The organism is Massilia phyllostachyos, assembly GCF_021044825.1.
Classification (GTDB): domain Bacteria; phylum Pseudomonadota; class Gammaproteobacteria; order Burkholderiales; family Burkholderiaceae_D; genus Telluria; species Telluria phyllostachyos.
The window spans coordinates 1-18518 of sequence record NZ_JAJNOC010000012.1; the positions used below are offsets into that span (position 1 = coordinate 1).

Below are 18518 nucleotides of genomic sequence, written 5' to 3' on the forward strand. Positions count from 1 at the left end.
AGCAATCAATTTGAGAAACATGGCGGTGAGTTCCACCGTGTCGGCCTGTGGAGGGGAAGGCGCTGGCCTTGCGCGCGAGCGCAGGGTGAAACCGGCCCCTGTGAAGCAGGAACTCAACGGTAAGGCGAGCTTTAAGTAGTATCGAGCTGCTTTGCATAAGTTTGAGAGAACGGCTTTCCCACCGCGGGCACCTACCGCGGCATCCCGGAAGTATGCGAACACGTCAGGGTCGGACGCGGCTCGTGGGCCGAGGGCAGCTGCGATCCCGAGGGCATCTTCGTCAAGGACGACAAAGCCGTCGTTTACCTCTACGCATGGGTGCGCTTACACGACGCGGCCGAATGGACCGGGGGACGCTTTGCCGATGGCTTCGTGTTCCGTGACGGGAAAATCATCGAGTACCGCTCGTTCGGCGAACGCGCCGACGCCCTCGCCTGGGCCGGCATCGACGACCCGGCATCGCCAGACCAGCATTGACTGGCTGAACGAGGGGCGTAGATGGACGATGCGTTGGACTGGCAGCCGATCACCGAAGCTGCCCTATGGGACAGGATCCTGCACGCCGAAGGCCGGATGAGCCCTCAGCTCTTCCGCCTATGGGAAGCGATCAGGATTTCACCGGTGAAGTGGGAAGAAAAGACCTATGGCAGCACCGGCGGCGGCTTCTGGGTGGTCGCCATCATCGGAAACCGGGCGATCTGGTTCAACGATATCGAGGACGGGTTCAACTGTTCCTCATATACGGTCACCGGCCAGCTCGCTGAATACTTCTGCAACCAGGATGAGCTCGACATGACTGTCCAGAACATCCTGACGATCATCGAGACAGGCATCGATTCGAGCGCAAGATGCTCGGCCCCGATCCCTGGAGCATGGCGGCCGGAATAAGCGCGGCACCGGACGCTAAGCCGCCAGGCCGATCTCGGTTCCCGCCTCCCCCTCCTCATCAATCTTGACCGACGCGCCCAACAAGGTGCGCAAGCGGTAGAGTCGCTGCCGGTAATTCCCTTCCGGCCCCGACGGCCCGCAATCGATCTGCTCGAACAGCCGTCCGATGCGGTCCAGCGCGATGCGTTCCTGCGCCGTTTCGACCAGCACCAGGCGCCGCTTGCTGCGCCCGTAGCTGGCGCGGATGTCGATCACCAGGCAGTGGCCCTGGTCGGCGACCGGCACGTCCAGCAGCAGCGCCTCGGCGCGCGACAGGTTGAACAGAGCGGCCAGTTCGAGGCGCGCCGCGAGCAGCGGGTGGGCCGGAGCGGCGTCGCGCGGGCGGTTGCGCTGGACGGCCTGGTAGCTGGCGAACAGGATGCCGGTTTCCAGGTAGGGCGGCGTGGACAGGCGCGGCGCGATCTTGCGCAGCAGCGCGGCGGCGGCGCCGGAACCCTGGGCGGCCGCTTTTTGCAGCCAGTAGGCCGCGCGCACGTCGTTGTTCTCGTTTTCGCGGCGCGCGCGCCAGGCGTTGTTGCCGCATTCGAGCTGGGCGTCGGCGTAGCCCATCTCGGCGGCGCGTTCCAGGTAGCGCTGGGCGTCGGCCACGTTGCGCTGGGAGAATTCCGGCTTGATATAGATGCGCGACAGCGCGTACCAGGCTTCCGGCAAGCCTTGCTCGCCTGCCAGCGTCAGCCAGCGGATCGCCTTCTTGAAATTGGCGGCCCCGCCACCGCCGCCGGCAATGCGGCGGCCGTCGATGCCCATGCGCGCGCAGCGCAGGCCCATGGCGAGCTGGGCGTGGCGGTCGTGCTCGGCGGCGGCGAGTTCCCAGAAGCATAGGGGTTCGCCTGGTGCCGGGGCCGGGCCATGACGGGCGTCGAGCAAGCGCGCGACCCGCGACAGCAGGGTGATGTCGCTGGGGGCCAGGCGCTGCAGCTGGCCGCGGCTGGAGGCGGCCGCCACCAGCGCGCGCGCCAGCGGCAGGGCGCGCACCAGGTAGTCTTCCCAGTGGCCGGTTTCCCAGGCCTGCTCGAGCACGGCGGCCTGGGCTTCGGCAACGCCGTTGTCGGCGGCGCGGCGCAGCCAGGCCTGGCTCGCGGCCGGCGCGCCGGCGGTGGACGAGGCGGACAAGGTGGACGAAGTGGCGGGCGCAGCGGATTCAGGGCGGGCTGCGCGCGCCGGCGCGGGCGTTGCGCTCAGCTCGCGGCGGCGCGCCAGCAGCCATTGGGCGGCGGGAAAGCCGGCGCGCGCCGCGTCTTCGAGGGCGCGCTGGGCCTTGGCGTGCTGCGCTCCCGGCCCGGGGCCGGCGGGATCCAGCACCAGCTGGGCATAGACCAGGCCGGCGTGCACGCTGCCGTCGTCGTAGGCGCGCTCGTACCAGGAGGCGAGCGCCGGGGCGCTGCCCTGTGCCAGTTCCAGAGGAATATGGTCGCCGATGAGCTGCCAGGCTTGCTGGCACTCCTGGCGCGCGGCCCTCTCCAGCCAGTACAGGGCGGTGGGCAGGCTTTGCGGCAGGCCGGCGCTGCCGAACAGGTAGAGCTTGCCCAGCGCGAGCTGGGCCGCAGCCTGTCCGGCGCGGGCGTTGCGGATGATCGCCAGTTCTTCGCGGTTAGCCATCGTTCGTCATGGTGTGGGTTCGGTACGCGGCGGCGGTTCGAAGGGCCTTGCTGGCGACCGGGCAGTGCAGGACAGCCAAGCCCAAAGTTGCCAATATACAAGAAATCAATATTGGCCGCCGACACGCTCGCAATGTGACGCTGAGTCTAAGCCTCGCTTCCCCGCGCTTCTCTTGCTATCCCGGACTTCCTTGAGGCGGCGCAAACCGCTGTGTTGACGAACTCGGCTGTAACGCTGAAGCAATTTGTTACATGTTTTTGACACGCGTTTCAAAAATACAACAGCACGATTGGATAATGTGGCTTTTGACCAACTCACCCCTTCATAATTGACAAAACCGACAATCTTGACGACTCAAGCATTTAAGGTGCAGCTTATCCGGGCGTTCAGCACACGAGCCTCAACGCCAAGGATGACGCGATATATTTAAGAAAAGGAATACGAACAATGAAACACTCCCTCATGGCCGTCGCACTGCTGGGCGCATTCGCCGGCGTGGCCCATGCACAAACCTCGGTTCAAGTCTACGGCACCATCGATGCCGGCCTGATCAAGCGCAGCGGCCAGTCGCTGAACATCGGCAAGCGCGCCTCGAACACCCTGGGTTTCAAGGGCACCGAAGAACTGGGCAACGGCCTCAAGGCGCTGTTCCAGCTGGAAATGCGTTACGAGCCGGACACCGGCACCAATGAAATCGGCGGCAACGGCACCCAGCGTCCGCTGTTCCAGGGCCAGAGCCGCGTCGGCCTGCAGGGCGACTTCGGTATCGTCCGCATCGGCCGCGGCCTGACTCCGTTCCACGAAACCGTCGGCGCCTTCGAGCCGTTCCACGCTTCGCCGAGCCCGGCCGGCTTCTGGACCGACATCGCCGTCGCAGGCTACAACTCGCAGCCGCTGGACACCGCCGGCTACTCGAGCAACCGCTTCTCGAACGCGGTCTGGTACAACTCGCCGGTCACCAGCGGCTTCCAGCTGAACGCGGCGATCGCCACCAAGGAAAACGGCGGCGGCCCGGCAGTCATCGGCCGCGGCACCGCGGCCAACCCGCAGTTCCCGCTGGGCGCCGAAGCGTCGGCCAACCCGTTCTCGATCACCGGCACCTACAACAACGGTCCGCTGGCGGTCATGGGCGCCTACGAGCGTAACGCCATCGAATCGAAGGTCTGGTCGATCGGCGCATCGGTCGCGGCCACCCCGGAACTGAAGCTGATGGCCCTGTACTCGAAGCAGGACCAGGAAGAAAACCGCCTGTTCAACCAGAACACCAAGGCATGGGTGCTGGGCGCGAACTACACCATGGGCCCGGGCAAGTTCCTGGCCGGTTACGGCCAGAAGGACCAGGACGGCCTGGAGAAGGTCAAGCAGCTGTCGCTAGGCTACGAGTACAGCCTGTCGAAGCGCACCTACCTGTACGTCGACGCGTCGCGCAAGAAGGGCCTGACCACCCAGCCGACCACCGTCAACCACTACGATGTGGGCGTGAACCACTCGTTCTAAGCTGAACAAGGGGTGAAGACGGGCCGCACGGCCTGTTGGACCGAGCAAGATGGGGCGGACATGGGAAACCATGTCCGCCCTTTGTTTCGGGCGCCGTTCACAGCGTTTTTGCTGCTGTTGTGTAGTATTTCAGCAACGCCAAGCATGAGCACCGCATCACCCCTGTTTAGGGTCTGTACAGTGCGCAGTAGCAATGGCATATTGCCAAGACGGGTAACAAAACGCTCGTTCGCAAAATAACATGGAGACGCAATGAAGAAGAGTATCCTGGCCGCGCTGCTCGGCACCTGTTTCGCAACCTCGGCCTTCGCGCAGACCAGCGTGCAGATCTACGGTATCGCCGACGCCGGCGTGATGTGGCAGAAGGGCGGCCCGACCAAGATCTACAGCGGCGGCGCCGACGGCTCGCGTATCGGTTTCAAGGGCACCGAAGACCTCGGCAACGGCTACAAGGCGATCTTCAACCTGGAAGCCCGCGTCGAACTCGACACCGGCACCCAGCAGCCGACCCTGATGAACGACAATCCGGGCACCTACCTGCTGCGCGGCATGAACGGCATCCCGCCGGCGATCCTGTCGAGCCTGCAAAACCTGATCCAGCCGCCGGGCGGCCCGGCCGTCAACCAGGAACGCGCGCTGTTCGACCGCACCGCGATGGTCGGCCTGATCACCCCGGTCGGCGCCGTGCTGCTGGGCCGCATGTACACCCCGGGCTATGAAGTCTTCAACAAGGCCGACACCTTCGAGTCGGGCACCGGCGGCACCTGGGGCCACGTGACCGGCGGCACCGCCGGCTTCACCGCGCTGGGCGCCGACATCCGCTCGCAGGAAGCGATCCAGTACCGTATCGCCCTGCCGAGCGGCATTGGCGCGTCGGTCATGTACGGCCCGAAAGGTTCGGGCTACCTGGGCCGCTACAACAAGTTCCGCGCCGGCGCCGTCACCTACACCGCGAACGGCTTCGACATCGGCATCGGCTACAACCACGGCTACGACCAGCTGAACCGTCCGAGCCTGCGCACCACCACCGTGGGCGGCTCCTATACCCTGAACGACACCTGGAAATTGTTCGCCGGCTTCCACAGCCAGCGTAACTCGAACTCGGTGCTGATCGCCGACTACACCAATGGCTGGGATGCCGGCGTGGTCCCGGCCCTGACTGCCCAGGGCGTGCCGGCGGCCAACCGCGCCGCACTGCGCAACATCTTCCTGACCGCGATCCGCCGCAACACCCAGCAGGACGCCAACAGCTACCAGGTCGGCGCCCACTACAAGCTGGGCAGCGGCCGCATCATGGCCCAGTACGCGCACCAGAACGACCGTACCGAGACCAACAGCGACGCCGACCTGTACGCGCTGGGTTACGACCACTTCCTGTCGAAGCGCACCGACCTGTACACCGTCGTGTCCTTCATCAAGAACGATGGCCTGGCACAGTACTCGCCGGGCACCTCGGGCAACCCGGGCGGCTTCACCAAGGCGCCGGGCGAAGACGGCCGCGCGCTGCAGATCGGCATCCGCCACCGCTTCTGATTCAGGCAGCGCCTGCCTCACGAGACGCCCCGCGGGGCGTCTTTTTTTATGTCCAGAGCGAACCTGCCGTCGGTTAAAATGTGACTTCGTCGTTCCTTCAATCCCCTTCCGAGCATTCATGACCACTGACGTACTCGACGCCAACGCCGTCGCCCAATACCTGATCGACCACCCGCAGTTCTTCGAAGAGCACGCCGGCCTGCTGGGCGAAGTCAGGCTGTCGAGCCCGCTGACCGGCCGCGCCGTGTCGCTGCAGGAGCGCCAGATGGAAGTCATGCGCGACAAGTACCGCGTGCTCGAGCTGCGCCTGGCCGACCTGACCCGCCGCGCCGAGGAAAACCACGCGATCGCCAACCGCTTCCACGCCTGGAACCAGGCGCTGCTGGCGTCCAAAGGCGGCGCCGCGATGGCGCGCGACCTGGCCGATGCGCTGCGCACCGAATTCATGGTCCCGCAAGTCACCCTGCGCCTGTGGAACCTGGCCCCGGAGCACGACGGCGCCTGGTTCACGGGTGGCGTCTCGAGCGATGCGCGCCTGTTCGCCGCCAGCCTGCGCGCGCCTTACTGCGGGCTGAACAACGACTTCGAAGCGGTGCGCTGGCTCGACGATCCGGCCTCGGTGCGCTCGACCGTCCTGATGCCGCTGGTATGCGAGGGCAAGACCTTCGGCCTGCTGGTGCTGGGCGCGCCCAACGACGACCGCTTCACCGCGACCATGGCGACCGATTTCCTGGTCCACATCGCCGCCACCGCCAGCACCGCGCTGGCCCCGCTGCGCGCCTGACGATGGCGGGCTCGGCGGCTGAGGACGACTTGCCGGCGCGCTACCTGGGCGAGCTGGCCACCCAGCGCCAGCTGTCGCCGCACACGGTCGCCGCCTACCGCCGCGACCTGCTGGAGCTGGCCCAGCTCGCCGGCCATGCCGACTGGCCGCGTATTTCCCACCACGACATCCGCCGCTTCGCCGCCAAACTGCACGCCGGCGGCCAGTCGCCGCGTTCGATCGCGCGCAAGCTGTCCGGCTGGCGCGGCTTCTACGAATGGCTGTCGCGCCGGCTAGACCTGGCCGCGAACCCGGTCGACGGCGTGCGCGCCCCGCGCCGGCCCAAGACGCTGCCCAAAGCCCTGTCGGTCGACGACGCGGTGCAATTGATGGAAGCGAACCGTCACGGCCATCCGGAACCGGCCGAGCTGTGCGACCGCGCCATGTTCGAGCTGCTGTATTCGAGCGGCTTGCGGGTCTCGGAACTCACCGGCCTGGACATGGTCTATACCGAAGGCGGACAAGGCGCGTCCGCCTCGCTCGGCTGGTACGACGCGCCGGCCGGCGAAGTCGTGGTCACCGGCAAGGGCGGCAAGATGCGCCGCGTCCCCGTCGGCGCCCCTGCGCGCGCGGCCCTGGCGGCCTGGCTGGCGGTGCGCCCCGCCGCGCGCGACGGCAGCCCTGCCCTGTTCCTGTCGGCGCGCGGCGTGCGCGTCACGCCGCGCGTGGTGCAGACGCGCCTGAAGGCCCACGCCCTGCGCGCCGGCACGCCGGTGCACGTGCATCCGCACGTGCTGCGCCACTCCTTCGCCTCGCACGTGCTGCAATCCTCGGGCGACCTGCGCGCGGTGCAGGAACTGCTCGGCCACGCCAGCATCACCTCGACCCAGGTGTATACGGCGCTCGACTTCCAGCACCTGGCGGCGGTCTACGACAAGGCCCATCCGCGCGCCAAATCCAAGTAATTGGTGGAACAAAGCCGCGACGCTGGTGTGAGCTGCGTCAAGACACTGCACGGTTGATGGTGGTGTTGCAAGAATTCCGGCATAATCCCCCGATTCTCGGCCCCGGCGCGGGCCCAACCGGACGCACAGCGAATATGGAACCCATCCCGAGCACCATCCTGACCGGCTTCCTCGGCGCAGGCAAGACCACCCTCCTCAACCGCATCCTGCACGAGGAGCACGGCCTGCGCATCGCCGTCATCGAGAACGAATTCGGCCAGGAAAACATCGACAACGAGATCCTGGTGCGCGATACCGGCGAGCAGATCGTCGAGATGAACAACGGCTGCATCTGCTGCACCGTGCGCGGCGACCTGATCGTGGCGCTGAACAACCTGGCGCAGAAGCGCGCCGCCGGCGAGATCGCGTTCGACCGCGTGGTGATCGAAACCACGGGCCTGGCCAACCCGGGCCCGGTGGCCCAGACCTTCTTCGTGGACGAGGAAGTGGGCGCCAACTACATGCTCGACGCGGTGGTGACCGTGGTCGATGCGCGCCACGCCATGATGCAGCTGGACACGCACGAGGAAGCCCAGCGCCAGGTGGGCTTCGCCGACAAGATCCTGCTCTCGAAGACCGACCTGGTCGACGCCGCCGCGGTCGACGCCCTGAAGACGCGCCTGCACCGCATCAACCCGCGCGCCCCGATCGCCACGAGCGACTTCGGCCGCGCGCCGATCTCCGACGTGCTCGACCTGCGCGGCTTCAACCTGAATGACAAGCTGGAAATCGATCCGGACTTCCTGCGCGCCGAGGAGCACGACCACGATCACGACCATGAACACGGTCACGCTCATGAGCACGGCGAACACTGTGGCCACGACCATGCCCATGGCGAAGCCTGCAAGCATCACGATCACCACCACAGCCACCACACCGACGACATCGCCGCCTTCGTGTTCAAGAGCGAGCGCGCCTTCGATCCGGCGCGCCTCGACCAGTTCCTGGGCAGCATGGTGCAGGTCTTCGGCCCGCAGATGCTGCGCTACAAGGGTGTGCTGGCGATGGACGGGGCCGACCGCAAGGTGGTGTTCCAGGGGGTGCATCAAATCATGGGCAGCGACCTGGGCGCAAAGTGGGGCGAGAACGAAGTTCGCGGCAGTAAAATGGTATTTATTGGTAAAAATTTACCAAAAGACGTATTTATCGCCGGACTCGAACAGTGTTTGGTATAAACTACATCAGTTTTGCAGGCAGGCCCGGGCCTGTCTGACGACCCGCCACGGTGTTGGCGGGAAGGCGGCAGCGGCCGCATCCGGGCAACCCCACTCCCGTGGGGAAGGCAGTGAAGGACGGCGGTCGCCGTCCGGGCAGCAGCTCTCGCACTCGTTGCAAAGGTGTTATTGCTGAGTTAGCTGCTAAAATGAAAAACCTCTGTCGTATCGAAGGCATCATGACTAAAACAACGAAACCGAATACCGCCGCGCAGCTCGAAGAACGCCTTCTGACGGAAGAAGAAATTCGGGCGATGAGCGACGACGACTACATGAATCCGGCCCAGCTGGCATTCTTCCGCAACCGCCTGCAGGAACTGGAAAAGGAACTGCTGAAGAACGCCGGTGAAACCACCGAGCACTTGCGCGAAACCGTGCTGGTGCCGGATCCGGCCGACCGTGCGACCATCGAAGAAGAACACGCGCTGGAACTGCGCACCCGCGACCGCGAGCGCAAGCTGCTCAAGAAAGTCCAGCAGTCGATCGCCGCCATCGACGCCAACGAATACGGCTACTGCGACGAGACCGGCGAGCCGATCGGCGTGCCGCGCCTGATCGCGCGCCCGACCGCGACCCTGTCGCTGGAAGCGCAGCAGCGCCGCGAACTGAAGCAGAAGCTGTACGGCGACTGATCGGGTCAGTCGGCCCCGGCAGGAAAGGCATGCGCCGCAAGACGCATGCCTTTTTTGTTTCCCCTTAGCTTTTTCTTAAAGTACGTGTTTCCACATAAAGAACGGGCCTGCCTTTTTGTTTCCCATCGGATACACTGGAGGGCATGCGCGCGGTGCATGCCTACGCACGGCCAAGGCGTGCGCGCAGGACGCGTCCGGCGCAGCCATGCTACCGTTCTGCACGTTGCGGACTCCTTCATCCACTATTTCCGACCATGGGGCTGTTCTCCTTTTTGAAGAGAAAGAGCGATGCGCCGGCCGACGACGTCCTCGTCGTGCCGGACACGCGCCTGCGCGCCGGCGAGCCCTCGCGCCTCGACAGCGAGGCCGAGCGCGAACGCCAGCGCGCGATCGCGCGCGCCACCGCCGCCAAGATCGACGAGATCGAACTGGCCATGGCGTCCGACATCTTCGACGACGAACCGGCCTGGGGCAGCGCGCGCCGACCCGCCGCCGCCAACGCCCCCGTCATGAACCCGCTCGACGCCGAGGAGCCGCTCGAGGCGCCGGTGCCACCCGCCAGCGCACCGGCGGTCGAGGAAAGCGCCATCCTCTACGCCAATGGCCAGGCGGCGGCCGCCGAAAGCCTGCTGCGCGACAGCCTGGCGGACTTCGGCCGCGCCGAGCGCCTGCCCTGGTGGATGCTGTTCGACCTCTACCAGGCCACCGGCCGCGAAACCGATTTCGACAGCCTCGCGATCGACTACGCCAGCCACTTCGAAACCTCGCCGCCGGCCTGGCAGCCGCTGCTCATGCCGACCGCGGCCCCGGCGCCGGTCGCCGCCGTCGCCGCCAGCGAAGCCTTCGGCGCCGTGCTCGACAGCGCAGCCGGGGCGCGCCTGCAGCGCCTGCTGGCCTCGCCGGCCCCGCTGGTGCGCATCGACCTCGGCGCGCTGCGCAGCGCCACGCCGGAAGGCTGCGCGGCGCTGCTGTCCGCCCTGCAGGCCTTGCGCAAGGAAGGGCGCGAGCTGGTGCTGGCCGGCGCCGACACCCTGCTCGGCGTGCTGCGTCCCATGCTGGCGGTGGGCGACCGCGGCGCCGGCGAAGCGCCCTGGCTGCTGCTGCTCGAACTGCTGCTGCTGTCGAACCGCGAAAAGGATTTCGAGGAGTCGGCGATGGATTACTGCGTCACCTTCGAAGTCTCGCCGCCCTCTTTCGAGACGCCAAAAAGGGTCAGCACCGCGGCGCCGGCCCCGGCATCGCGCGCCGGCGGCGACCGCTTCCTGCTGCCGCCGGTGGCGGGCGGGGCCAACGACCCGCTGCTGGACGCGGTCGACGCCTATGCCGAGGGACGCGAGCTGCTGGTGCTCGATTGTTCGCGCCTGGCGCGCATGGACTTTGCCTGCGCCACCGCCCTGCAGTCGCGCCTGAGCGCCCACGTGGAGGCGGGCCGCGCGGTCGAATTGCGCGAGCTGAACCATCTGGTCGCGGCGCTGCTGCGCCTGCTCGGTTACGGCGACGGCATCCGGCTGTATCCGCACCGTTACTGACCGATCGCCGCGGCCGTTTTTGCAAACGGCAATTAAGCTTCAGCTCATCTTGCAATTACGAGCACGCGCCCCATCTGCGGGTGGCTAGACAACCACGAGGCTTAATATGGAACAATTTCACGGCACCACCATCGTCAGCGTAAGACGCGGCGCGCAAGTCGCGCTGGGCGGCGATGGCCAGGTCACGCTGGGCAACGTCGTCATGAAGGGCTCGGCGCGCAAGGTGCGTAAACTCTACCAGGGCAAGGTCCTGTGCGGATTCGCCGGCGCCACCGCTGACGCCTTCACCCTGCTCGACCGCTTCGAAGCCAAGCTGGAAAAACACCAGGGCAATCTGATGCGCGCCTCGGTCGAACTGGCCAAGGACTGGCGCACCGACCGCATGCTGAGCAAGCTGGAAGCCATGCTGCTGGTCGCGGACCGCGAATCGACCCTGATCATCACCGGTAACGGTGACGTGCTCGAGCCGACCGACGGTCTCGGCGCCATCGGCTCGGGCGGCGTGTACGCCCAGTCAGCCGCCAAGGCGCTGTACGAGAACACCGACATGTCACCCGCCGAGGTCGTGAAAAAGGCACTGACCATCGCGGGTGAGCTGTGCATCTACACCAACCTGAACCACATCATCGAGACCCTGGAATGAACGCGTCCCCCATCATGAACATGACCCCGCCCGAGATCGTCTCGGAGCTGGACAAGCACGTGGTCGGCCAGGGCAAGGCCAAGCGCGCGGTCGCGATCGCGCTGCGCAACCGCTGGCGCCGCCAGCAGGTCGCCGAACCGCTGCGCCACGAGATCACCCCGAAGAACATCCTCATGATCGGCCCGACCGGCGTCGGCAAGACCGAGATCGCGCGCCGCCTGGCCAAGCTGGCCGACGCGCCCTTCATCAAGATCGAAGCGACCAAGTTCACCGAGGTCGGCTACGTCGGCCGCGACGTCGACACCATCATCCGCGACCTGATCGACATCGGCGTCAAGCAGACCCGCCTGAGCGAGCAGAAGAAGGTGCGCCAGCGCGCCGAGGATGCGGCCGAAGACCGCGTGATCGACATCCTGGTGCCGCCGGCGCGCGACTTCGGCTTCAACACCAGCGGCGCCGACAGCAAGGACGGGGACGCCACCCGCCAGACCTTCCGCAAGCGCCTGCGCGAAGGCTCGCTCGACGACCGCGAGATCGAGATCGACGTGGCCGAGCAGGCACCGCAAATGGAAATCATGGCGCCGCCGGGCATGGAAGAAATGACCGAGCAGATCAAGTCGATGTTCGCCGGCGTCGGCAATGCGCGCAAGAAGCCGCGCAAGATGAAGATCAAGGAAGCGATGAAGCTGCTGGTGGACGAAGAGGCTGCCAAGCTCGTCAACGAGGATGAGCTGAAGCAGAAGGCGATCGCCAACGTCGAGCAGAACGGCATCGTGTTCCTGGACGAGATCGACAAGATCGCCACCCGTTCCGAACACGGCGGCGCCGACGTCTCGCGCGCCGGCGTGCAGCGCGACCTGCTGCCGCTGGTCGAGGGGACCACGGTGAACACCAAGTACGGCATGATCAAGACCGACCACATCCTGTTCATCGCCTCGGGCGCGTTCCACTTATCCAAACCTTCGGACCTGATTCCGGAACTGCAGGGCCGCTTCCCGATCCGCGTCGAACTCGAATCGCTGTCGATCGAGGACTTCAAGAGCATCCTGACCTCGACCGACGCCAGCCTCACCAAGCAGTACGAGGCCCTGCTCTCGACCGAGGGCGTGAAGGTCGACTTCACGGATGAGGGCATCCATCGCCTGGCCGAGATCGCCTTCTCGGTCAACGAGCGCACCGAGAATATCGGCGCGCGCCGCTTGTACACGGTGATGGAAAAGCTGCTCGAGGAAATCTCGTTCACGGCCGGCGCCGCGGGCGAGCAGGTGGTGACCATCGACGCGGCCTACGTCAACGGGCGGCTGGATGCGCTGTCGGTCAACGAGGACTTGTCCAGGTACGTGCTGTAATTTTTCAAAGGGAGAAGCGCATGGCGAACAAGGCACTGGCGACGCGGCAGAAGATGCGGCTGCGCGTGGAGCCGTCCCAGCAATTCGGCAAGCCGCGCAACCCGATCGCGGCGCTGGCCAAGGCCCGGTCCGCCGGGCCCCACGCCAAGCCGCTCTCGAGCGAGCGGCAGGAGGCCAAGCGCATGCTGAAGAAGGCGAAGCTGGTCGCGGACGACGAGTAAGCCGGCGTTTTTCCTGAAGATCCCCTTGGCGGGCCGCGTGAGCGTGTCCGCCTTTTTTATTGCTCAGCGCACCGTTCACAGGTACAGTCAGTCGAGATTACCAACACAGGAAAACCATGAGCTCCCCCGAACAGGTCCTCGACGTCCTGCGCGCCGAATTGCGCGCCACCGGCATCACCTACAAGGGCCTGGCCGAGCGCATCGGGGTGAGCGAATCGAGCGTCAAGCGCATGTTCGGGCAGAAGGACATGGCGCTGTCGCGCCTGGCGCAGATCTGCCAGGCGACCGGCATCGCGATGGAAGACGTGCTGCGCCGCGCCGCCGATGCGCGGCCCCAGGCCGACGCCCTCACCCTGCCGCAGGAAACCTCGCTGGTGGCCAATCCGCGCCTGTTGCTGATGGCGATCTGCTGCCTCGGGCACTGGTCGCTGGAAGGGGTGATCGAGACCTATCGCCTGACCGAAGCCGAATGCATCACCCTGCTGGCCGAGCTCGACCGCCTGGGCCTGATCGAACTCAAACCCCTGAACCGCTACAGCCTGCGCGTCTCGAACGCCTTCCGCTGGCTGCCGGACGGGCCGGTGCAGCGTTTCTTCCGCGAGCACGTGGTGGCCGATTATTTCGCGGGCGGCTTCAACCGGCCCGGCGACGCCCTGATGTGCCTGCCCGCGCGCCTGTCCGGCGCCAGCGCCCAGGAGCTGGGCCAGAAGATCGAGCAGCTGGCCGGCGAGCTGGCCCGCCTGCACCGCAACGACCGCCGCCTGCCGCCCGACGAACGTGACGGCTATACCTTGCTGCTGGGTTTCCGCTCCTGGGAATTCTCGGCTTTCACGGCCTTGCGGCGAGGCTAGCCGTTGATCTGCTCGAACAGTTCGCGGTAAGCGGCCTGTCCGCCCTCTGCGATGAAGCGCTGGCGGTGAACGCGCTGCACCAGCACCTCCTTCGCATCCGGCTGCGCCTCCAGGATGTGCATCACCTCGTCGATGAACTCGGCCAGCGGCATGGCGCGCGGGTCCACCGCCTGCTGCGCGCTCATCAGTTCCGTCTGCACATAGGGCGGTGCGATTTCGACGACGTCGACACCCGTGCCCTGCAGCTGGTGGCGCAGGGATTCGCTGAACGAATGGATGGCGGCCTTGGTGGCGCTGTAGGTCGGGGTGTCGGCCCGCGGCAGGAAGGCGAGGCCGGACGAGACGTTGACGACGGTCGAGCAGGCCTGGCGGCGCAGCAGGGGCAGCAGGCCGGCGGTGAGCAAGATCGGGGCGAGCAGATTGGTGGCGATGGTCGCCTGTGCGACCGCGGTGTCGGGTGCCTGCGCGCTCCAGTCTTCCGCCCCCATGATGCCGGCATTGTTGATCAGGACATCGAGCTTCGGAAAATCATTGGCGAGCTGTTGCGTGAAGCGGTCGATGTCCTGGGCGCTCGTGACGTCCAGCACCGCCGTGGCGATACCCGGATTGGCCCTGGCGACCTCGTCGAGGGCGGCCTGGCGGCGGCCAGCGACGATGACCTGGTTTCCGCGCCGTTGGAAAGCCTCGGCCAGGGCGCGGCCGATGCCCGAACCGCCGCCCGTGATGAGCATGGTCTGTCCGCTGGTGCGCATGTTTTCTCCTGAAGTGATTGGGAACCGTGCTAGCCTAGCGTCAGTACTCTCAAACGGGAAGTAGGCACTTTTTTGTGCCGTACGCACCAATCGGTAAGGAATGGATGGAATGGCGAACAAGGAGGGAAAACGAACCGTGGTATTCGAGCCGGTTCAGGAAGGCGGCGCGGTGAAGAAGCCCGATCCTGAACTGGATGGCCTGGTGCTGGACATGCTCGACCGTGTCGCGGACAAGTGGACGATGTGCGTGCTGGAAGTGCTGCACCAGCACGGCGTGCTGCGTTTTACGCGGGTCGGCGAACTGGTCGGCACGATCAGCCAGAGGATGCTGACGAAAACGCTGCGCCAGCTGGAAGCGGACGGCATGGTGCTGCGCACCGTGTATCCGGAAGTGCCGCCGCGCGTGGAATATCAATTGACGGAGATGGGCAGCAGCCTGTGCGCGGCGTTCTGCAGCTTGTGGCTGTGGGCGGAGCAGCACGCGCCTGCGCTGCGTTCGCGGCGCGCACAGCGCGAGGGCTGAGGGCGTCCTGAAAGACGGAAGGCCGCATCGCTGCGGCCTTCTGATCAAGCTTACTGCACCGGCGCCGGCTGGCCCGTGTTGACGTTGCGGGTCGGCGGCGGCATCTGCACCTGGTTCGGCGGCGGCGCCGGCTGGTCGGGCGGCGGTCCGGACTGGTCAAGCGCGCCCGGATCCATCTGCGGCTCGGGCACCGTCTGCGCCTGTCCCGGCACGCCCTGCAATGGAACTCCCTGGACCGGCACGGCCTGCTGCATGCCGGGCGGGGCGGCCACCGCACCCGGCGCCGTCTGCGGTTCCACGCCGGGCGCCGGCTCGGCCGCCACCGGCTGCGGGATGTTCGGCGCCTGCGGCACGCCGCCGTTCTGCGACGGGCCGGTGTCGGGCGCCAGGTCGACCCGCTTCATCACGCCGCCCTCGGACAGCATCACATAGCGCGGATGCACCTCGGCCACGGTCACGCCCGGCACGATCTCGCGGCCGATGCGCACCGCCTTGGGCGGCGAACCGTCGGCCACCAGGATCACGGCGCTGTTCGGGCCGGCCGCGACCACCCCGGTCAGCTGGTAGTTCGAGATCGCCACCGCCGCCGGCTGGCCGCCGAACAGGGTCGCGGCCGCGTCCATGCTGGGCTCGGCCTGCACCACGACGGGCGCCGGCGCCAGCGGGCGCTGCTCGGGCCGGTACAGCTGCAGGAACCAGTAGGCGATCGAGGCCGCCAGCAGGACCAGGGCCAGCACGGTGAGGAGAAGGGGCAAGCGCTTGTTCATGTTTTATTGTTTTCCGTTTTCTTGTCGCTTAGCGCACCAGCTGGTTGATCTCGATGATCGGCATCAGCACCGCCAGCACGATCAAGAGCACCACCAGGCCCATGGCCAGGATCAGCACCGGCTCGAGCAGGCCGGCGATGGTCAAGGTGCGGCGTTCGAGGTCGGCCTGCTGGGAACTGGCCGCGCGCTCGAGCATCGAGGGCAGCTCGCCGGTGATTTCGCCGGCGCGGATCATGTGCACCAGCATCGGCGGGAAGTGCTTTTGCGCCGACAGGGCGCGCGCCAGGCTCACGCCTTCGCGCACGCTGGCGGTGGCCTGTTCGACCAGTTCGCGCATGGCGACGTTCGACAGGGTGTCGCGGCTGGTGTCGAGCGCGCGCAGGATGGGCACGCCGGAGCCGGTGGTGATGGCCAGGGTGCTGGCGAAGCGCGCCGTGTTCAGGCTGCGCTCGAACTTGCCGTACACCGGGGCGTTCAGCAGCCAGGTGTGCCAGCGGCGCTTGAGGTCCGGGTTGCGCAGCGCGCGCCGCCACAGCCAGAAGGCGCCGACGATCAGGATCGCCATGTAGATGCCGTAGGCGCGGACGAAATCCGAGATCGCCAGCATCATGACGGTGAGGAAAGGCAGCTTCTGCTTGGTGTTGGCGAACACCGAGACGATCTGCGGCACCACGTAGGTGAGCAGGAAAATCACGATGGCGAAGGCCACCACGGTGACGATCGCCGGGTAGGTGAAGGCCAGGCGCACCTTCTGCACCAGGGCGTTGCGGCGTTCGATGTAGTCGGCCAGGCGCGACAGCACGCGCGACAGCTGGCCGATCTGCTCGCCCGAGGAGACGAGTGCGCGGTAGATCTCGGCGAAGTCGCGCGGGTGGTGCGACAGCGCGGTGGAAAACGACACGCCGCCCATCACTTCCGAGCGGATCGAGGCGATCAGGTCGCGCACATAGGGGCGCTCGGCCTGCTCCAGCAGGGCGGTGAAGGCTTGCTCCAGCGGCAGCCCCGCTTCCAGCAGGCTGGCCAGCTGGCGCGTGAACAGGGCCAGTTCGACCTGCGACAGGCGCTCGCCCAGGCCGCGCGAACGGGTCGCGCCGGACGCGTCCACCTGGGCCGCGATCTGTTCGACCGACAGCGGCGTCAGGCCCTGCGTGCGCAGGTCGGCGCGCGCCGAGCGCGGGCTGTCGGCGTTGACCACACCCTTCTTGGTGGCGCCGCCCGCGTCGACGGCTTCATAGCGAAATGCCGGCATCCTGTGTCCTTATCCTGCCTTAGTCCTTGGTGACGCGTACGAGTTCCGCGCGCGTCGTGGTGCCATCAAGCAGCCAGCGCTCGCCATCCTCGCGCATGGTCTTCATGCCGGTCTTCTGCGCGGTCTCGCGGATTTCCGCCTCGGAGGACTGGTTGTGGATCTGGGCGCGGATTTCCTCGGTGGTCTCCAGCAACTCGTAGACGCCGACCCGGCCGTGGTAGCCGGTGTGGCCGCAGCGTTCGCAGCCGACCGCATGCCAGCCACTGGCGTCGCTGACCTTGCAGTAGACGCACAGTTTGCGCACCAGGCGCTGGGCCATCACGCCCAGCAGCGAGGACGACAGCAGGAAGGGTTCGATGCCCATGTCGAGCAGGCGGGTCACGGCCGAGGCCGCATCATTCGTGTGCAGGGTCGCCAGCACCAGGTGGCCGGTGAGCGAGGCCTGGACCGCGATCTGCGCCGTTTCCAGGTCGCGGATCTCGCCGATCATGATCACGTCCGGGTCTTGCCGCAGGATTGCGCGCAGGGCCTTGGCGAAGGTCATGTCGATGCGGGCATTGACCTGGGTCTGGCCGACGCCGTTCAGGTCGTATTCGATCGGGTCTTCCACCGTCATGATGTTGGTGGTCGAGGCGTTCAGGCGCGACAGCGCCGCGTATAGCGTGGTCGTCTTGCCGGAACCGGTCGGGCCCGTCACCAGCACGATGCCGTGCGGCTGGTTGATCAGGCGGTCGAACTGGGGCAGCATGTCGGGCGCCATGCCCAGGTGGGACAGGTCGAGGCGCCCCGCTTCCTTGTCCAGCAGACGCAGCACGGCGCGTTCGCCGTGGCCGGTGGGCAAAGTGGAGACGCGCACGTCGACGGGTTTGCCGCCCACGCGCAGGGTGATGCGGCCGTCCTGCGGCAGGCGCTTTTCCGCGATGTCGAGCTGCGACATGATCTTGATACGCGAGATCAGCGAGGCGTGGATCGCCTTTTTTGGACGCACGATGTCGCGCAGCGCGCCGTCGACGCGGAAGCGCACCACGGACGTCTGCTCGAACGGTTCGATGTGGATGTCGGAGGCGCCTTCGCGCAGCGATTGCGTCAGCAGCGCATTGATCATGCGGATGACCGGCGCATCGTCCGAGGATTCCAGCAGGTCTTCGATGGCCGGCACGTCCTGCAGCAGCTTGGTGAGGTCGAGGTCGGCGTCGAACTCGTCCACCACCTGCGAGGCGTCGCCGCCGGCGCCGGCGTAGGCCTTGGCGATCGCGTCGTCGAGCTCGCCGCGGTCGAGGCGGCGCAGCACGATGCGGCCGAAGCGGCGCGACACTTCCGCGATGGCGGCCGGCGCCGTGGCGCTGGAGACCAGCACTTCGATCGGCTGCCCCGTCTCGTCACCGCCGCGCGCCAGCACGACGTGGTCGCGGGCGAAGGCGTAAGGCAAGAGATTGTTCATGGT

At 66.6% G+C, this 18518-nt stretch carries 19 protein-coding genes; 14 read left to right on the top strand and 5 right to left on the bottom strand.

Going from position 1 to position 18518, the window contains the following annotated elements:
- The first annotated feature begins 318 nt into the window (after positions 1-318).
- Positions 319-477, top strand: a complete 159-nt coding sequence (locus LQ564_RS23525) for a hypothetical protein (RefSeq protein WP_231060552.1) — start codon at positions 319-321, stop codon at positions 475-477.
- 21 nt (positions 478-498) lie between these two features.
- Positions 499-888: a hypothetical protein gene (locus LQ564_RS23530; protein WP_231060553.1), complete on the top strand. Its 390-nt coding sequence runs from the start codon at positions 499-501 to the stop codon at positions 886-888.
- A 15-nt stretch (positions 889-903) separates the two neighbouring features.
- Here the strand turns inward: LQ564_RS23530 and LQ564_RS23535 are convergent, their stop codons facing one another.
- Positions 904-2547, bottom strand: a complete 1644-nt coding sequence (locus tag LQ564_RS23535) for a tetratricopeptide repeat protein (protein ID WP_231060554.1) — start codon at positions 2545-2547, stop codon at positions 904-906.
- Positions 2548-2994: 447 nt separating this feature from the next.
- Between LQ564_RS23535 and LQ564_RS23540 the strand changes: the two genes are divergently transcribed.
- From LQ564_RS23540 to LQ564_RS23590, 11 genes are all read left to right on the top strand, one after another.
- A complete protein-coding gene (locus LQ564_RS23540; protein ID WP_231060555.1) occupies positions 2995-4044 on the top strand; it encodes a porin in 1050 nt (349 codons plus the stop codon).
- Between the two features lie 252 nt (positions 4045-4296).
- Complete coding sequence (locus tag LQ564_RS23545; protein ID WP_231060556.1) at positions 4297-5577, top strand: porin; 1281 nt, start codon at positions 4297-4299, stop codon at positions 5575-5577.
- Positions 5578-5695: 118 nt separating this feature from the next.
- Positions 5696-6361, top strand: coding sequence for a DUF484 family protein (locus tag LQ564_RS23550; RefSeq protein WP_231060557.1), 666 nt, complete (start codon positions 5696-5698; stop codon positions 6359-6361).
- 2 nt (positions 6362-6363) lie between these two features.
- The gene (locus LQ564_RS23555) at positions 6364-7305 is read left to right on the top strand and encodes a tyrosine recombinase XerC (RefSeq protein ID WP_231060558.1); all 942 of its coding nucleotides are present in this window, start codon (positions 6364-6366) and stop codon (positions 7303-7305) included.
- A 134-nt stretch (positions 7306-7439) separates the two neighbouring features.
- Complete coding sequence (locus tag LQ564_RS23560; protein ID WP_231060559.1) at positions 7440-8519, top strand: CobW family GTP-binding protein; 1080 nt, start codon at positions 7440-7442, stop codon at positions 8517-8519.
- A 218-nt stretch (positions 8520-8737) separates the two neighbouring features.
- Positions 8738-9190, top strand: a complete 453-nt coding sequence (gene dksA / locus LQ564_RS23565; protein ID WP_231060560.1) for an RNA polymerase-binding protein DksA — start codon at positions 8738-8740, stop codon at positions 9188-9190.
- 272 nt (positions 9191-9462) lie between these two features.
- The gene (locus tag LQ564_RS23570) at positions 9463-10719 is read left to right on the top strand and encodes an STAS domain-containing protein (protein WP_231060561.1); all 1257 of its coding nucleotides are present in this window, start codon (positions 9463-9465) and stop codon (positions 10717-10719) included.
- A 106-nt stretch (positions 10720-10825) separates the two neighbouring features.
- Positions 10826-11362 (top strand): ATP-dependent protease subunit HslV, encoded by a 537-nt coding sequence (gene hslV / locus LQ564_RS23575; protein WP_231060562.1) that lies wholly within the window; start codon positions 10826-10828, stop codon positions 11360-11362.
- A 14-nt stretch (positions 11363-11376) separates the two neighbouring features.
- On the top strand, positions 11377-12711 hold the full coding sequence (hslU, locus tag LQ564_RS23580; protein WP_231060683.1) for an ATP-dependent protease ATPase subunit HslU: 1335 nt from the start codon (positions 11377-11379) through the stop codon (positions 12709-12711).
- 20 nt (positions 12712-12731) lie between these two features.
- The gene (locus LQ564_RS23585) at positions 12732-12932 is read left to right on the top strand and encodes a hypothetical protein (protein WP_231060563.1); all 201 of its coding nucleotides are present in this window, start codon (positions 12732-12734) and stop codon (positions 12930-12932) included.
- 116 nt (positions 12933-13048) lie between these two features.
- Positions 13049-13783, top strand: coding sequence for a helix-turn-helix domain-containing protein (locus tag LQ564_RS23590; RefSeq protein ID WP_231060564.1), 735 nt, complete (start codon positions 13049-13051; stop codon positions 13781-13783).
- Here LQ564_RS23590 and LQ564_RS23595 read toward each other — a convergent pair.
- Positions 13780-14535 (bottom strand): SDR family oxidoreductase, encoded by a 756-nt coding sequence (locus LQ564_RS23595; protein ID WP_231060565.1) that lies wholly within the window; start codon positions 14533-14535, stop codon positions 13780-13782. The genes LQ564_RS23590 and LQ564_RS23595 overlap by 4 nt on opposite strands.
- A 109-nt stretch (positions 14536-14644) precedes the next feature.
- Between LQ564_RS23595 and LQ564_RS23600 the strand changes: the two genes are divergently transcribed.
- On the top strand, positions 14645-15058 hold the full coding sequence (locus LQ564_RS23600; protein ID WP_231060566.1) for a winged helix-turn-helix transcriptional regulator: 414 nt from the start codon (positions 14645-14647) through the stop codon (positions 15056-15058).
- A 50-nt stretch (positions 15059-15108) separates the two neighbouring features.
- Here the strand turns inward: LQ564_RS23600 and LQ564_RS23605 are convergent, their stop codons facing one another.
- From LQ564_RS23605 to gspE, 3 genes are read right to left on the bottom strand one after another with little or no spacing between them, the layout of a single operon-like run.
- On the bottom strand, positions 15109-15825 hold the full coding sequence (locus tag LQ564_RS23605; RefSeq protein WP_231060567.1) for a hypothetical protein: 717 nt from the start codon (positions 15823-15825) through the stop codon (positions 15109-15111).
- 28 nt (positions 15826-15853) lie between these two features.
- Complete coding sequence (gspF, locus tag LQ564_RS23610) at positions 15854-17074, bottom strand: type II secretion system inner membrane protein GspF (protein ID WP_231060568.1); 1221 nt, start codon at positions 17072-17074, stop codon at positions 15854-15856.
- Between the two features lie 19 nt (positions 17075-17093).
- A complete protein-coding gene (gene gspE, locus LQ564_RS23615; RefSeq protein WP_231060569.1) occupies positions 17094-18515 on the bottom strand; it encodes a type II secretion system ATPase GspE in 1422 nt (473 codons plus the stop codon).
- Between the last annotated feature and the right edge of the window lie 3 nt (positions 18516-18518).

What these genes read in the sequence shown, in the direction of transcription:
- LQ564_RS23530 (WP_231060553.1), top strand. Translation starts at nt 499, where the DNA reads ATGGACGATGCGTTGGACTGGCAGCCGATCACCGAAGCTGCCCTATGG.
- LQ564_RS23535 (WP_231060554.1), bottom strand. Translation starts at nt 2,547, where the DNA reads ATGGCTAACCGCGAAGAACTGGCGATCATCCGCAACGCCCGCGCCGGA.
- LQ564_RS23540 (WP_231060555.1), top strand. Translation starts at nt 2,995, where the DNA reads ATGAAACACTCCCTCATGGCCGTCGCACTGCTGGGCGCATTCGCCGGC.
- LQ564_RS23545 (WP_231060556.1), top strand. Translation starts at nt 4,297, where the DNA reads ATGAAGAAGAGTATCCTGGCCGCGCTGCTCGGCACCTGTTTCGCAACC.
- LQ564_RS23550 (WP_231060557.1), top strand. Translation starts at nt 5,696, where the DNA reads ATGACCACTGACGTACTCGACGCCAACGCCGTCGCCCAATACCTGATC.
- LQ564_RS23555 (WP_231060558.1), top strand. Translation starts at nt 6,364, where the DNA reads ATGGCGGGCTCGGCGGCTGAGGACGACTTGCCGGCGCGCTACCTGGGC.
- LQ564_RS23560 (WP_231060559.1), top strand. Translation starts at nt 7,440, where the DNA reads ATGGAACCCATCCCGAGCACCATCCTGACCGGCTTCCTCGGCGCAGGC.
- dksA (WP_231060560.1), top strand. Translation starts at nt 8,738, where the DNA reads ATGACTAAAACAACGAAACCGAATACCGCCGCGCAGCTCGAAGAACGC.
- hslV (WP_231060562.1), top strand. Translation starts at nt 10,826, where the DNA reads ATGGAACAATTTCACGGCACCACCATCGTCAGCGTAAGACGCGGCGCG.
- hslU (WP_231060683.1), top strand. Translation starts at nt 11,377, where the DNA reads ATGAACATGACCCCGCCCGAGATCGTCTCGGAGCTGGACAAGCACGTG.
- LQ564_RS23585 (WP_231060563.1), top strand. Translation starts at nt 12,732, where the DNA reads ATGGCGAACAAGGCACTGGCGACGCGGCAGAAGATGCGGCTGCGCGTG.
- LQ564_RS23590 (WP_231060564.1), top strand. Translation starts at nt 13,049, where the DNA reads ATGAGCTCCCCCGAACAGGTCCTCGACGTCCTGCGCGCCGAATTGCGC.
- LQ564_RS23595 (WP_231060565.1), bottom strand. Translation starts at nt 14,535, where the DNA reads ATGCGCACCAGCGGACAGACCATGCTCATCACGGGCGGCGGTTCGGGC.
- LQ564_RS23600 (WP_231060566.1), top strand. Translation starts at nt 14,645, where the DNA reads ATGGCGAACAAGGAGGGAAAACGAACCGTGGTATTCGAGCCGGTTCAG.
- LQ564_RS23605 (WP_231060567.1), bottom strand. Translation starts at nt 15,825, where the DNA reads ATGAACAAGCGCTTGCCCCTTCTCCTCACCGTGCTGGCCCTGGTCCTG.
- gspF (WP_231060568.1), bottom strand. Translation starts at nt 17,074, where the DNA reads ATGCCGGCATTTCGCTATGAAGCCGTCGACGCGGGCGGCGCCACCAAG.
- gspE (WP_231060569.1), bottom strand. Translation starts at nt 18,515, where the DNA reads ATGAACAATCTCTTGCCTTACGCCTTCGCCCGCGACCACGTCGTGCTG.